A 14932-nucleotide genomic window follows, 5' to 3' on the forward strand; every position below is an offset into this window, starting at 1 on the left:
GTGCGATCCGTGCCATCAGGCCGTGGCAGGCGCGTTGGTCGGCGCCACCGGCGAACCACCGGACGGGGCATTGCCACCACCGTTCGGGCCCGACACACCACGCGGCGGACGTGGCGGCTTGCCAGCCATGATGTCGTTGACCTGATCGGCGTCGATCGTTTCCCACTCCATTAGCGCCGAAGTCATGGCCTCGACCTTGTCGCGGTTCTCTTCGAGCAGGCGCTTGGCCAGGCCATATTGCTCGTCGATAATGCGGCGGATCTCGGCATCGACCTTCTGCTGCGTAGCCTCGGACACCGTCTTCGACGACAGCTTGCCGAACATACCGTCCTGCTCGGTGTCGACGTAGACCATGGCGCCGAGTTCGTCGCTCATGCCGAAGCGGGTCACCATGTCGCGGGCAATCTTGGTCGCACGCTCGAAGTCGTTGGACGCGCCCGTGCTCATGGCGTTGAGGAAGACTTCTTCCGCCGCACGGCCGCCGAAGAGAATGGCGATCTCTTCGAGCATGTTGTCCTTGTACTTCGAGTACTTGTCATGCTCCGGTAGCTGCCAGGTCACGCCCAGCGCCCAGCCACGCGGCATGATGGTGACCTTGTGGACCGGATCGGCCTTCGGCAGCAGCTTGGCGACCACTGCATGGCCTGACTCGTGGTAAGCCGTGGCCTTGCGCTCTTCCTCGCGCATGACCGTCGACTTGCGCTCCGGGCCCATGTAGATCTTGTCCTTCGCGTCTTCGAAGTCCTGCATGTCGACCACGCGCTTGCTGCGGCGGGCGGCGAACAGGGCAGCTTCGTTGACCAGGTTGGCCAGGTCGGCGCCAGAGAAGCCCGGGGTACCGCGCGCGATCACCGAAGCGTCCACATCGTTGCCGATGGGCACCTTGCGCATATGGACCTTGAGGATCTGCTCACGGCCGCGAATATCCGGCAGGCCAACGTAGACTTGGCGGTCGAAACGGCCCGGACGCAGCAGCGCCTTGTCGAGGACGTCGGAACGGTTGGTCGCGGCGATCACGATCACGCCTGAGTTGGCTTCGAAGCCGTCCATCTCGACCAGCATCTGGTTCAGGGTCTGCTCGCGCTCGTCGTTGCCGCCGCCCATGCCGGCGCCACGATGACGGCCCACCGCGTCGATTTCATCGATGAACACGATGCACGGCGCCTGCTTCTTGGCGTTTTCGAACATGTCGCGCACGCGGGCCGCGCCCACGCCAACGAACATTTCCACGAAGTCCGAACCCGAGATGCTGAAGAACGGCACCTTGGCTTCGCCGGCAATGGCACGTGCCAGCAGCGTCTTGCCGGTACCCGGAGGGCCGACCAGCAGCACGCCGCGCGGGATGCGGCCGCCCAGCTTCTGGAATTTCTGCGGATCCTTCAGGAAGTCGACCAGTTCGACCACTTCTTCCTTGGACTCATCGCAGCCGGCCACGTCCTGGAACGTGACGGCATTCTGGTTCTCGTCGATCAGGCGCGCACGCGATTTGCCGAACGAGAAGGCACCGCCTTTCCCGCCGCCCTGCATCTGCCGCATCATGTAGAACCAGAACACGATGATCAGCAGGGTCGGCCCGAGGTAATAGAGGGCCTGCACCAGCACGTTGGGTTCGTCGTCAGCCTTGCCGGTCACCTGAACGCCGTACTTCATCAGGTCGCCGACCATCCAGATGTCGCCCGGCGAGATGATGGTGTACTTGGCGCCCTCTTTCGGCGACACCACGAGGTTGCGGCCCTGCACGTCGACACGCGACACCTTGCCGTTCTTGGCGTCATCCATGAACTGCGAGTAGGTGACGCCGTCCTGTGCACGGGGCTTGTCGAACTGCTTGAAGACGGTAAACAACACCAGCGCGATCACGAGCCAGATTGCCGCCTTTTGAAACAGGTTGTTATTCAAGGCCGAACTCCTTTGCGATTGCCTTGCCAACGGATAGCTGCATTGTAATGCAGTGCCCGCCCCGAAGGGGAAACAGCGAAACTATGAAGCCGATAGCCCCGAGCCAGTAACTGCCCTGCACCTGCCGGATCCGTCAATTCACCACTTTCAGGTAACGCCCAAGGATAAAAGTTTCAGAGGATTTGTCGCGCGACGCCTTGGGCTTGCGTGGGGCGACCACCTTGAACTGTCGTTTGAACTTCTCGACGATCTGGCTGTAGCCACTGCCGTGGAAACACTTTACCAGCAATGCGCCGTCCGGCTTCAGGTGGGTCTGGGCAAAATCCAGGGCCAGATCACACAGATATTCGATGCGCGCAGAGTCGGCTGAGGCTACACCAGACAGATTGGGGGCCATGTCCGACAATACAAGATCGATTTTTGCGCCACCAGAAGCGGCCATGACCACTTCCTCCAACTGGCGGAATACGTCTTCCTCGCGAAAATCGCCCTGGATAAACGTGACGTCCGCGACAGGCTCCATTGGGAGGATATCAATGGCCACTACGGCGCCGTCAGGCTTGCCGCCAGTTGCGCGCGGCGACGCAGCCAGCTTGTTGCGCGCGTACTGGCTCCAGCTTCCCGGCGCGGCGCCCAGATCCACGATGACTTGGCCGGGCTGGATCAGCTTGTCCTGCTCGTCGATTTCCTTGAGCTTGTAGGCTGCGCGCGCACGATAACCTTCGCGCTGCGCCATCTTCACATACGGGTCGTTGATGTGGTCGTGCAGCCACGACTGGTTGAACTTGTTCTTGGACTTGCCTTTGGCCATTCTGATTACGCCTGTTTCCTGTCTGCCGTCCCCGCGAAGGCGGGCGCGCCGCAATTTCTTGCCTGTTTTGCCGTTTTTTGCCGCCAACCTGTACTGGTTTGGCGGATAATACGCGCCAATCGCATGCCAGCGGCGGCCACTCCGGCCCGCCATTTGCCCGTTCGGGCCGCTGGCAGCACTTATTGCCTGCGCTGTCAGCGCCTATTTATGTCCGCACTCCAACTTATTCCAGCCCAGCGCTCCGAACTCCGCTCCCGTGCCCATGGCCTCAATCCGGTCGTGATGATTGGCGCGGAAGGCCTGACGCGCGCGGTCCTGGCCGAAATCGACCGCAGCCTGGCTGCCCACGACCTGATCAAGATCCGCGTATTCGGTGATGACCGCGAAGCCCGCATCGCCATCTACGAAGCCATTTGCGATGAACTCGACGCCGCGCCGATCCAGCATATCGGCAAGCTGCTGGTCGTCTGGCGCCCGGGCGAGGCTCGCCTGAAGGAAAACCAACCGCAAGACCTGGGCCGCCACACCCCCGCTCGCCGTGGCGCCGCGCCGCGTACCGTCACGGTGAAAAAGCCGAGCGGTGCACCGAACCGCCGCCCGACCCGCAAGGATGTGACCGTGCTCGGCAACGAACGCGTCACGGCGGGTGGCAACGTCAAGCGCTCGCGCGCCCGGCCCACCAGCCAGAAGAAGAAGGCACTCGCCTGAAACCACGGCGGCCCTGTGCGGGCCGCCTGCCCTTCCACGCCGGCTATTCGCCAGCCGAGCGCGGCGCCGAAGCGCGCCACACCAGCGCCAGTGCCAACAGGCTCTGCAGCAGATAGAAGGCGCTGGACACGCCGTGCAGCATGCCGAACTGTGCACGGAACGGCGACTCCGACACTCCAACGCCGAGCGCAGTCGCCTTCTCCTTGAGGCTGCCCATGAATGGCTGGGTGCCGAAATATCCCACGAGCACGCAAACGAGCATGGCAAGCACCAGCCAGCGCAAGGCCCTATAGCGGTTGGCGCCACGGCGGATCAGCACATTGCACAGCACGAGCTGCAGCACACCGATGGTCACGCCGAGAATGGCCTCGGTCTGGAACAGGTGGCCAGCGATCATGCCTGCCGTCTCGCGGCTGGGCAGCACGGAAAACAGCGTGGGGGCCACCATGTAGCCCACCGTCCAGAGGCTGCCGGCCCAGACGACCGTCAGCAGCAGGAAAATGCGGTGGGGCAGCGGCGGCAGACTGGAGTAAGAGGACGAAAACACTATCCGGTTCCGTGAGCCTTGCAGCCTCAGACGTAACGGACGGTGATGACTTCGTACTCTCGTTCGCCGCCCGGCGCCAGCACCGTGGCCACGTCGCCTTCGAACTTGCCGATCAGCGCGCGCGCGATCGGCGAGCTGACGGAGATCTTGCCGCTGTCCAGATCGGCTTCATCGTCGCCGACAATCTGGTAGCTGACGGGGCTGCCCGATTCCAGGTCTTCCAGGTCGACCGTGGCGCCGAATACGATGCGGCCGTCCGTGTCGAGCTGGGTCGGGTCGATCACCTGTGCGGCCGACAGCTTGGATTCGACTTCCAGGATACGGCCCTCGATAAAGGCCTGCTTTTCCTTGGCGGCGTCGTACTCGGCGTTTTCGGAGAGGTCGCCCTGTGCACGCGCTTCGGCGATGGCATTGATCACCGCAGGACGTTCGACGGCCTTGAGGCGGTGCAGCTCTTCCTTCAGGAGCTCGGCGCCACGCTTGGTAATCGGAATGGTGCTCATGTCTTCGATTCAACAAAAAAATGAGCCGCAGCGGAGCTGGAACTGTGCCTGGCAACTGGCCAGGGCACTCCCGCTCAACCGCGGCTTTCGGATGGGAAAGGCGCCCGGAATACGGGCGCCGATCGACGAATTCGGAGTAGTTTAGGCCAAGAAGCCCGCCGACAGCAACACCGGCGGACTTGGTGGCCTTGACGGAGCGCAAGCGCCCCGCCCCATCGAAATGTTATGCCAGCGACGCATGCAAGCCTTGCAGGTCGTAGACCTCCAGGCTTTGCATGTGCTTCAGGCCCTCCACCGCGGCGCTCGCGCCGGCAATGGTGGTGTAGTACGGCACGCGGTTGGCCAGCGCCGAGGTACGGATCGAACGCGAATCGGCAATCGCGCCACGGGTCTCGTCCACCGTGGTGAACACCAGCGCCAGTTCGCCGTTCTTGATCATGTCCACGATATGCGGACGGCCGTCCTTGACCTTGTTGACCACCTTGACCGGGATGCCGGCGGCTTCAATGGCCGAAGCCGTGCCGCGCGTGGCCACGATCGGGTAGCCCATGTCGTGCAGCATGCGGGCCACCGCGACGGCGCGGACCTTGTCGCTGTCCTTCACGGTGATCAGCACGGTGCCCCTCTCGGGCAGGCGCGAACCGGCGGCGAGCTGGCTCTTGAACAGCGCTTCGCCGAAGGTCTTGCCCACGCCCATCACTTCGCCGGTGGAACGCATTTCAGGTCCGAGGACCGGATCCACGCCCGGGAACTTGTTGAACGGGAACACCGCTTCCTTGACGCTGAAGTACGGCGGCACCACCTCGGCGGCGACACCCTGCGAGTCCAGCGACTGGCCAGCCATGCAGCGCGCGGCGATCTTGGCCAGCTGCAGGCCGGTTGCCTTCGACACGTACGGCACGGTACGCGACGCACGCGGGTTCACTTCCAGCACGTAGACGGTGTCGACACCGTTGTTCTGCTGGATCGCGAACTGCACGTTCATCAGGCCGACCACGTTCAGCGCCTTGGCCATGGCGGCAGTCTGGCGCTTCAGCTCGGCCACGGTCTCGGCCGACAGCGAGTACGGCGGCAGCGAGCAAGCCGAGTCGCCCGAGTGCACGCCAGCCTGCTCGATGTGCTCCATCACGCCGCCGATGAACACGCGCTTGCCGTCGCTCAGCGCGTCGACGTCGCATTCGATCGCGTCGTTCAGGAAGCGGTCCAGCAGCACCGGCGAGTCGTTCGACACCTTGACGGCCTCGCGCATGTAGCGCTCGAGGTCACGCGGCTCGTGCACGATTTCCATCGCGCGGCCACCCAGCACGTACGACGGGCGCACCACCAGCGGGTAACCGATTTCCTCGGCCAGGCGCAGCGCTTCGTCTTCGGCACGCGCGGTACGGTTGGGCGGCTGGCGCAGGCCCAGGTCCTGCAGCAGCTTCTGGAAGCGCTCGCGGTCTTCCGCCGCGTCGATCATGTCCGGGCTGGTGCCGATGATGGGCACGCCGTTGCGCTCGAGGTCCAGCGCGAGCTTCAGCGGGGTCTGGCCGCCGTACTGCACGATCACGCCGACCGGCTTCTCGATCGCGACGATTTCCAGCACGTCTTCCAGCGTCACCGGCTCGAAGTACAGGCGGTCGGAGGTGTCATAGTCGGTCGACACGGTTTCCGGGTTGCAGTTGACCATGATGGTCTCGTACCCGTCTTCGCGCAGCGCCAGCGCGGCGTGCACGCAGCAGTAGTCGAACTCGATGCCCTGGCCGATCCGGTTCGGGCCACCGCCCAGCACCATGATCTTCTTCTTGTCGGTCGGGTTCGCTTCGCACTCGCCATGCTCGGCCTCGTAGGTCGAATACATGTACGCGGTGTTGGTCGCAAACTCGGCCGCGCAGGTGTCCACACGCTTGTAGACCGGACGCACGTTGTTGGCGATGCGCGCTTCGCGCACGGCCTTGGCCTTCGTCTTCAGCAGCTTGGCCAGGCGGCGGTCCGAGAAGCCCTTCTGCTTCACGTAGCGCAGCTCGGCAGCCGACAGGGTTTCCAGCGTACGCGCCTTGATCTGGCCTTCCGTCTTGACGATGTCCTCGATCTGGGCAAGGAACCACGGATCGATATCGGTCTCGGCGTACACCTCCTCGAGCGACATGCCGATACGGAACGCGTCGCCCACGTACCAGATGCGGTCCGGGCCAGCCTCGCCGATTTCCTCGACGATCTCGTCGCGGTCGGTCGACTTCTCGTCCAGGCCGTCGACGCCGACTTCCAGGCCGCGCAGCGCCTTCTGGAACGATTCCTGGAAAGTACGGCCCATGGCCATCACTTCACCGACCGACTTCATCTGGGTGGTCAGGTGGCTGTCGGCCTGCGGGAATTTTTCGAAGGCGAAACGCGGCACCTTGGTGACCACGTAGTCGATCGACGGCTCGAACGACGCCGGGGTCGCGCCGCCGGTAATTTCGTTCTTGAGCTCGTCCAGCGTGTAGCCAACGGCCAGCTTGGCCGCGACCTTGGCAATGGGGAAGCCCGTGGCCTTCGAAGCCAGTGCCGACGAACGCGACACACGCGGGTTCATCTCGATCACGATCATCCGGCCATCCTTCGGATTGATCGAGAACTGCACGTTCGAACCGCCGGTGTCCACGCCGATCTCGCGCAGCACGGCCAGCGAGGCGTTCCGCAGGATCTGGTATTCCTTGTCGGTCAGCGTCTGGGCCGGGGCCACGGTGATCGAGTCACCGGTGTGGATGCCCATCGGGTCCAGGTTCTCGATCGAGCAGATGATGATGCAGTTGTCCGCCTTGTCGCGGACCACTTCCATCTCGTATTCCTTCCAGCCCAGCAGCGATTCTTCGATCAGCAGCTCGCGCGTCGGCGACAGGTCCAGGCCGCGCTTGCAGATCTCTTCGAACTCTTCGCGGTTGTAGGCGATGCCACCGCCCGTGCCGCCCAGCGTGAACGACGGACGGATCACGATCGGGTAGCCGCTGGTGCCGGTGTCCTGCGCAATGCGGGTCTGCACGGCCAGCGCTTCTTCCATCGAGTGCGCGATACCTGACTTGGCCGAACCGAGACCGATCTTGGTCATCGCGTCCTTGAACTTCTGGCGGTCCTCGGCCTTGTCGATAGCTTCCGGCGAAGCGCCGATCAGTTCGACCTTGTACTTGTCCAGTACGCCGTGGCGATGCAGGTCCAGCGCGCAGTTCAGCGCGGTCTGGCCGCCCATGGTCGGCAGGATCGCGTCAGGACGCTCTTTCTCGATGATGCGCTCAACCACTTCCCAGGTGATCGGCTCGATGTATGTCACATCGGCCGTGGCCGGGTCGGTCATGATGGTCGCCGGGTTCGAGTTGACCAGGATGACCTTGAAACCTTCTTCACGCAGCGCCTTGCAGGCCTGGGCGCCGGAGTAGTCGAACTCGCACGCCTGGCCGATGATGATGGGGCCGGCGCCGATAATCAGGATGCTCTTGATGTCTGTGCGTTTTGGCATTGCACTATCTCTTTTTTGGTCCGGCGGCCATCGGGGCCGCCGTCCGGAAAATCAGGAATCCAGCAGGATTCGGAAAGTTCAGCTCAGGGTGGCCGTCGCCAGCTTCGCGCCGAAGCCGATGAACATGGCGCCCACGCCGCTCGACACGCCCGCCGACAGGCGTCGGCGGCGGCGGAACGCGGCGGCCAGCTTCACACCGACGAAGATCAGCGTCGTCAGGTACAGGAAGCTGAATATCTGCACGACCACGCCCAGCGCCAGGAACGACAGCGCCGCATAGCCGAAGCCCGGATCGACGAACTGGATGAAGAACGAGATGAAGAACAGGATGGCCTTGGGGTTCATCAGGCTGATGACCAGCGCCTTGCGGAACGCGTTGGACTGGTCCGCCGGCGCGGCAACGGCGGCTTCCGCCGCAGCCCGCTCCGTCTTGCCGGCGCTCGTCCAGTTACGGACCGCGCCGCGCAGCATGTTGAACCCGATCCAGCCGAGGTAGGCCGCGCCGATGTACTTCACCACGTAGAACAGTGCGGGGCTTGCCTTGAGCAGCGAGGCCACGCCCGCGGCCGACAGCACCATCAGCACCGCATCGCCAAGGAACACGCCGCACGCACCCTTGTAGCCCGCGCGAACACCGCGCTGCGCCGCCACGGACAGCACATACATCGAGTTCGGCCCCGGCAGCAGCACGATGAAGATCGTGCCCAGCACATAGGTCCAGAAATCGGTGATGCCGAAGGCGGTATGCATAAAGGCGTTCATGGCGTGTCCTTGTTCCCTGCTCGTCTCTGTTCTTCGCTGCTCGTGATGGGCCGCGCTTACTTGCGCGCGTCCGCCATCATCTTCGTGAAGCGGTCGAACAGGTAAGCCACGTCGTGCGGGCCAGGCGACGCTTCCGGGTGGCCCTGGAAGCAGAATGCCGGCTTGTCGGTCAGCGCAAAGCCCTGCAGCGTGCCATCGAACAGAGACACGTGCGTCGCGCGCGCATTGGCCGGCAGCGTTTCCGCATCCACAGCAAAGCCGTGGTTCTGCGACGTGATCATCACGCGACCGTCATCGAGATCCTTGACCGGATGGTTGGCGCCGTGGTGTCCGGCCTTCATCTTCAGCGTCTTGGCACCGATGGCCAGCGCCATGATCTGGTGGCCCAGGCAGATGCCGAAGGTCGGGATGCCGCGCTCGATGAATTCGCGCGTGGCCTTGATCGCGTAGTCGCACGGTTCCGGATCGCCGGGGCCGTTGGACAGGAACACGCCATCCGGATTCAGCGCCAGGGCGTCGGCCGCAGTGGCCTGCGCCGGCAGCACCGTCACCTTGCAGCCGCGCTCGGCCAGCATGCGCAGGATATTGAACTTGACGCCGTAGTCATAGGCGACCACGTGGAACTGCGGCTTGTCCTGCTTGCCGTAGCCCTGGCCGAGTTCCCACTCCGACTGCGTCCAGTCATACGGCTCCTTGACCGACACCACCTTGGCCAGGTCCATGCCAGCCAGGCCGGGGAACGAGCGCGCCAGGTCGATGGCCTTCTGGACGTTGTCCTCGCCAGCCAGGATGCAGCCGTTCTGGGCGCCCTTCTCGCGCAGGATGCGGGTCAGCTTGCGGGTATCGATGCCGGCAATGGCGACGACCTTTTCCTGCTTCAGGTAATGGCCGAGCGTATGCTCCTTGCGGAAATTCGAGGCCAGAATCGGCAGATCCTTGATGATCAGGCCGGCGGCATGGACTTTCGTGGCTTCAACATCCTCACGGTTGACACCGTAATTCCCGATGTGCGGATACGTCAGCGTGACGATCTGCCGGGAATAGCTCGGGTCGGTGAGGATTTCCTGATAACCGGTGATGGCGGTGTTGAACACCACTTCGCCGATGGTATGGCCGGAAGCGCCGATGGAATAGCCACGAAAGACCGTGCCGTCTGCAAGCGCGAGAATGGCGGACGGGAAAGACGGTAACACGGGTAGGCTCCTGCTGGACTCACCCCGTGACCGACCTGATCAACGCCTCGTGCCCCATTGAGATCCCGGTACGGCTGCATTGGCACTGTGCCAAGCGGCGCGACTCGGTCGCTGCATGCTCTTTGCATCACATATCTCAATGCTGGCGAAGGCTGCGCGGACGGGGGCGGCGGAAGGTGGAAAGCGGTTGGCGCTAGGGTGAAGGGTTCTGAAAGCGAAACTTTCGAATTATATCCCGCGCCGACCAATTTCTCAAGTTTTCAAGGACTTGCGTGCGACCGGGCCGCGCCTGCACCGCCCGCTCCGGTCGTCGTCGCCCCGGCACCCGGCCCTATGCCGCCGGCGGCACAACCGCCGTCACCTCTATCTCCACCTTTGCGCGTGGCTCGACCAGATCGGCCACTTCCACCGCGGTCATTGCCGGGAAATGACGGCCGATGATATCCCGGTAGTGCTGCCCGATGACCGGGTACGCGCCAACATACTCCGCCTTATTCTTCACGTACCAGGTCATGCGCGTGATGTGTTCGGCCCGGGCACCGCCGGCTTCCAGCACGGCGACGATATTGCGCAGCGCCTGCGCGACCTGCAGGCCGAAGTCGTCCGTCTCGAACTCGCACTGGCCATTCCAGCCGATCTGGCCTCCGACGAAGATGAGCCGGCTGCCGGCCTGCATCTCAGTCATGATGCCGTTGGAATAGCCGCGCGGAGCGGCCCAGTCGGGCGGCTGCAGAATTTTCATGATTTTGCTTCCTGATAGTTCGGTTACTCGAATTGCCTTGAATCTTCAGAGGCCCGGGCTGCCAGTTGCCGCCAGAGTCTCATCCACGTAGGTCGCCATCGCCTGTCGCACGGGATCCGGCAGCGGCCGTGGCGCGATCTTGTCCGTATCGACGCAGACCAGCCGCTGCGTCACTTCCAGCCGCAAGTCACTGTCGGGGCCCATGAACCGTACCTGCACTGTGAAGCTGGACTGCCCGAGCTTGACCACGCGAAGCTCCCGTGTGAGCGTCTCCCCGAGGCGGCTCGGCGCGACAAAGCGGCAGTGCAGGTCGGCGGTCGGCACGCCAGCCTGTCCGGCGCCATGCATGGCATCGAAGGGCCAGTCCAGCGCTTGAGCGAACCAGTCCTCGATGAAGTCGTTGAGCATCTCGAAGTAGCGCGGATAGAACACGATGCCGGCGGCGTCACAGTGCTTGAAGCGCACCAGCACGGTATTGCGGAATACGGCAGTCATGGCTGCTCCGCCATCTGGCGCAGCCGGAACCGCTGCAGCTTGCCAGTCTCCGTGCGTGGCAGTGCCGGCACGAAGACGATGCGCCGCGGATACTTGTATGGCGCGATCTCGCGCTTCACATAGTCCTGCAGCGCGGCGCGCGTGGCGTCGCTGGCCTCCACCCCTTCGCGCAGCACGACGTAGGCCGTGACGACCTGCCCACGCTCCGCATCCGGCGCGCCGACCACGCCGCATTCCGCCACGTCCTTGTGCTGCATCAGCGTGCTCTCCACCTCCGGACCGGCGATGTTGTAGCCGGCCGAGATGATCATGTCGTCGGAGCGCGCCTGGTAGAAGTAGTAACCATCCTTGTCCATGACGAAGGTGTCGCCGGGCAGGTTCCATCCAGCCTTGACGTAGTTGGCCTGACGGGGGTCGTCCAGGTAGCGGCAGCCGGTCGGCCCGCGCACCGCCAGCTTGCCCACGGTGCCGGGCGGCACGGGCTGCATGTTCTCGTCGACGATCTGCGCGATGTAGCCGGGCACGACCTTGCCGATGGAACCCGGCTTCACATCGGCACCCGCGCTGGAGATGAAGATGTGCATCATCTCCGTGCCACCGATGCCGTCCGTCATCTCAATGCCGGTAGCCGCCTTCCACGCCTGGCGCGTGGCATCGGGCAGCGCCTCGCCGGCCGACACGCTTTTCTTCAGACTGCGCAAGTCGTAACGCGACGCCAGCGCGGCCATCTGACGGTAGAAGGTCGGCGCGGTGCACACGATGGTTGCGCGGAAGTCCGCGATCAGCTGCAGCAGGCTGTCCGGCGTGAGCTTCTCCGCCAGCACGGTGCTGGCGCCGATGCGCCATGGGAAGCACAGGATGCCGCCTAGCCCGAACGTGAAGGCGATCGGCGGCGTGCCGCAGAAGATGTCGTCCGGTTCCGGGCGCAGCACATGGCGCGGGAATAAGTCGCACATCGCAAGCACATCGCGATGGAAGTGGACCGTGCCCTTGGGCTGGCCCGTGGTGCCGCTGGTGAAGGCGATCAGGCAGATGTCGTCGGTCGCCGTATCGCAGGCATCGAAGGTGTCCGGCTTGCCCGCCATGGCGGCTTCCAGCGAGCCTTCGCCTTCGCCGTTGAAGTACAGCGCCTGGGCCAGGCTCGGGCAGTGATATTCCGCGCCCGGCTGCCGGTTGGCCTCCAGCTCCTCGCGCAGGCGCACGTCGCACAGCGCCGCAGTGACCTGCGCCTTGTCGATGATCTGCTTGAGCTCCTTGGCGCGCAGCAACGGCATGGTCGGCACCGCGATCAGGCCCGCCTTGATGGTCGCTAGCCAGCTCGCCGCCATCATCAGGTTATTGGGCCCGCGCAGCAGCACGCGATTGCCCGGCACCAGCTTCATATCCTCGGTGAGCACATGGGCAATGCGGTTGCTCAGCGCCGCGAGCTGCGCGAACGTGATCGTCTCGATGCCGTCGCCGCGCCGCTGGCGGATGGCCACGCGCTCGCCGCGCCCTTCGCGCACGTGCCGGTCAACCAGTTCCACGGCGCAGTTCAGGCGCTCGGGGTAGTCGGTATCCGCATTGAAGCGGAACTCGGGCCACGCCTCGGGCGGCGGCAGCCGATCCTGGGCGAAGGTATCGAGGTGGGCGGTGTTCGCCATGACTTGTCTCCTGTCTGCTGTGTCGCTGACTTGATGATGTGTGTCGGGCCGTGCCGCTTCAGGCGACCTGCGCCGCCAGCGTTTCGCGCGCGATGATGAGCTTCTGGACCTCCGTCGCGCCTTCATAAATGCGCAGCGAGCGGATCTCCCGATAGAGCCCTTCCACGCGCGTGCCGACCTTGACGCCGAGGCCACCGAACATCTGCACCGCGCGGTCGATGACCTGCTGCGCGTTTTCGGTGGCCACCATCTTGGCCATGGCCGCTTCGCGCGTGGTGCGCACGCCCTTCACGTCACGCAGCCACGCCGCGCGGTAGGTCAACAGCGCCGCGGCATCGATGGCCGTGGCCATGTCGCCAATGGCCGCCTGCGTGAGCTGGAGGTCCGCCAGCACGCCGCCGAACATCGGCCGTGCACGCGCACGTGCCAATGCTTCATCGAGTGCAGCGCGGCCGAAGCCAAGCGCGGCTGCCGCCACTGACGCGCGGAAGATGTCCAGCGTCATCATTGCCACCTTGAAGCCCTGCCCCGCTTCGCCCAGGCGATTGCCTACCGGCACGCGGCAGTTGTCGAAGCGCAGTGTGGCGAGCGGATGCGGCGCCATGACGTCGATGCGCTCGGCAATGCTCAAACCCGGCGTGTCGGCATCGACCACGAACGCGGAGATGCCGCGCGCGCCGGGCGCCTCGCCGGTACGCACGAACACGCAGTAGAAATCGGCAATGCCGCCGTTGGAGATCCACGTCTTGGCCCCGTCGATCACATAGTGGGTGCCGCCTGCGTCGAGCTGCGCGCTGCACCGCATCGCCGCCACGTCCGAACCGGCGTCCGGCTCGGACAGCGCAAACGCCGCGATGGCTTCGCCACGGGCAACGCGCGGCAGGTAGCGTTTGCGCGCGGCGTCGCTGCCGGCGAGCGAGATCGCGCCCGATCCAAGCCCTTGCATGGCGAATGCAAAATCGGCCAGCCCATCGTGACGGGCCAGCGTTTCACGCAACAGGCACAGCGAACGCGAATCGAGCGCCGGCAACGCGCCGCCATGCGCGGCCGGCACGCAGTAGCGAAGCCAGCCGGCTTCGCCAAGCTGGCGCACCAACGTGCGACATGCGGCATCGGTATCGCTGTGGTCCACCTTCAGGTTCGCCTCGCACCACGCATCCAGATCGCGTTCGAGCATGCGGTGCGAATCGTCAAGCAGAGGCAGCTCGAGGTAAGTCTTGTCGGACATCGAAAATCCTTTTGGTTGCGCCTTCGTTTGCGTTCAGTCGCCCTCGAACACCGGCTTGTTCTTCGCCACGAATGCCTCGTAGGCGCGCCGGAAATCACGCGTCTGCATGCAGATAGCCTGCGCCTCGGCTTCGGCCTCGATCGCTTCGTCGAGGCCCATGTTCCATTCCTGGTGCAGCAGCTTCTTGGTCACGCCGTGCGCGAAGGTTGGGCCAGCAGCGAGCTGCGCGGCTAGCACATGGGCCTCGGCCAGCACCTTGGCAGACGCATGCAGCGCGTTGAAGAAGCCCCACTGCAGTCCTTCTTCCGCGGTCATCACGCGGCCGGTGTAAAGCAGTTCGCTGGCCCGGCCCTGCCCGATCACGCGCGGCAGCAACGAGCACGCGCCCATGTCGGCGCCGGCCAGCCCTACGCGCACAAACAGGAAAGCGGTCTTGGCCTGCGCCGTGCCCACTCGCATATCGGAGGCCAGTGCCATCATGGCGCCAGCGCCGGCGCAGATGCCGTCGATCGCGCTGATGACCGGCTGCGGGCACGCACGCATGGCCTTGACGAGGTCGCCGGTCATGCGCGTGAAGTCGAGCAGCTCCGGCATGGTCATCTTCGTGAGCGGCCCGATGATCTCGTGCACGTCGCCGCCCGAGCAGAAGTTGCCGCCGGCGCCCGTGACCACCACGGTCTTGATATCGCTCGCATAGCACAGCGCACGGAACAGGTCGCGCAGTTCGGCATACGAGTCGAACGTTAGCGGGTTCTTGCGCTCCGGGCGGTTGAGCGTGATGGTGCCTACCTTTCCATCGTCGGAGACGGACCACAGGAAGTGCTTCGGCGAGTAGTCCGCGAACTTGCGCTTGTGATGGCGCATGTGGAGTGCGATGTCGGTCATGGTTTCTCTCTGTCTTGTCTGATTCGGTGTTCTGGTGCTGCCGC

13 protein-coding genes are annotated in these 14932 nt (G+C 64.3%); 1 reads left to right on the forward strand and 12 read right to left on the reverse strand.

Translation table 11 applies throughout. From position 1 onward, the window contains the following. Positions 1 to 15 precede the first annotated feature (15 nt). Together ftsH and K2O51_RS24320 are read right to left on the reverse strand one after the other, a co-directional pair. Positions 16 to 1899, reverse strand: a complete 1884-nt coding sequence (gene ftsH, locus K2O51_RS24315) for an ATP-dependent zinc metalloprotease FtsH (RefSeq protein ID WP_011298328.1) — start codon at positions 1897 to 1899, stop codon at positions 16 to 18. Between the two features lie 133 nt (positions 1900 to 2032). After that, a complete protein-coding gene (locus K2O51_RS24320; protein WP_011298329.1) occupies positions 2033 to 2710 on the reverse strand; it encodes an RlmE family RNA methyltransferase in 678 nt (225 codons plus the stop codon). 207 nt (positions 2711 to 2917) lie between these two features. Here K2O51_RS24320 and K2O51_RS24325 point away from each other — a divergent pair, with 207 nt between their 5' ends. Beyond that, positions 2918 to 3418, forward strand: coding sequence for a YhbY family RNA-binding protein (locus K2O51_RS24325; protein WP_011298330.1), 501 nt, complete (start codon positions 2918 to 2920; stop codon positions 3416 to 3418). Between the two features lie 43 nt (positions 3419 to 3461). Here K2O51_RS24325 and K2O51_RS24330 read toward each other — a convergent pair whose 3' ends face one another. The 10 genes from K2O51_RS24330 to K2O51_RS24375 form a co-directional block, all read right to left on the reverse strand. After that, a complete protein-coding gene (locus K2O51_RS24330) occupies positions 3462 to 3965 on the reverse strand; it encodes a DUF4149 domain-containing protein (RefSeq protein WP_011298331.1) in 504 nt (167 codons plus the stop codon). 26 nt (positions 3966 to 3991) lie between these two features. Further along, complete coding sequence (gene greA / locus K2O51_RS24335) at positions 3992 to 4468, reverse strand: transcription elongation factor GreA (RefSeq protein ID WP_011298332.1); 477 nt, start codon at positions 4466 to 4468, stop codon at positions 3992 to 3994. A gap of 223 nt (positions 4469 to 4691) precedes the next feature. Next, positions 4692 to 7940 carry a carbamoyl-phosphate synthase large subunit gene (carB, locus tag K2O51_RS24340; protein ID WP_011298333.1) on the reverse strand — a complete coding sequence of 1083 codons (3249 nt, stop codon included), beginning with the start codon at positions 7938 to 7940 and terminating at the stop codon, positions 4692 to 4694. A gap of 78 nt (positions 7941 to 8018) precedes the next feature. Next, positions 8019 to 8702, reverse strand: a complete 684-nt coding sequence (leuE, locus tag K2O51_RS24345) for a leucine efflux protein LeuE (protein WP_011298334.1) — start codon at positions 8700 to 8702, stop codon at positions 8019 to 8021. Between the two features lie 56 nt (positions 8703 to 8758). Then, positions 8759 to 9895 (reverse strand): glutamine-hydrolyzing carbamoyl-phosphate synthase small subunit, encoded by a 1137-nt coding sequence (gene carA / locus K2O51_RS24350; RefSeq protein WP_011298335.1) that lies wholly within the window; start codon positions 9893 to 9895, stop codon positions 8759 to 8761. 331 nt (positions 9896 to 10226) lie between these two features. Beyond that, complete coding sequence (locus K2O51_RS24355; protein ID WP_140949088.1) at positions 10227 to 10637, reverse strand: RidA family protein; 411 nt, start codon at positions 10635 to 10637, stop codon at positions 10227 to 10229. 45 nt (positions 10638 to 10682) lie between these two features. Further along, a complete protein-coding gene (locus K2O51_RS24360; RefSeq protein WP_220630892.1) occupies positions 10683 to 11132 on the reverse strand; it encodes an acyl-CoA thioesterase in 450 nt (149 codons plus the stop codon). Beyond that, entirely contained in the window at positions 11129 to 12775 is a 1647-nt protein-coding gene (locus K2O51_RS24365) for an AMP-binding protein (protein WP_220630893.1), read from the reverse strand. The genes K2O51_RS24360 and K2O51_RS24365 overlap by 4 nt, the downstream gene beginning before the upstream one ends. 58 nt (positions 12776 to 12833) lie before the next feature. Beyond that, a complete protein-coding gene (locus tag K2O51_RS24370) occupies positions 12834 to 14003 on the reverse strand; it encodes an acyl-CoA dehydrogenase family protein (protein ID WP_220630894.1) in 1170 nt (389 codons plus the stop codon). 33 nt (positions 14004 to 14036) lie between these two features. Continuing rightward, positions 14037 to 14888: an enoyl-CoA hydratase family protein gene (locus K2O51_RS24375; protein ID WP_220630895.1), complete on the reverse strand. Its 852-nt coding sequence runs from the start codon at positions 14886 to 14888 to the stop codon at positions 14037 to 14039. Positions 14889 to 14932 lie beyond the last annotated feature (44 nt).

The organism is Cupriavidus pinatubonensis (genome assembly GCF_019602855.1).
Classification (GTDB): Bacteria; Pseudomonadota; Gammaproteobacteria; order Burkholderiales; family Burkholderiaceae; genus Cupriavidus; species Cupriavidus pinatubonensis.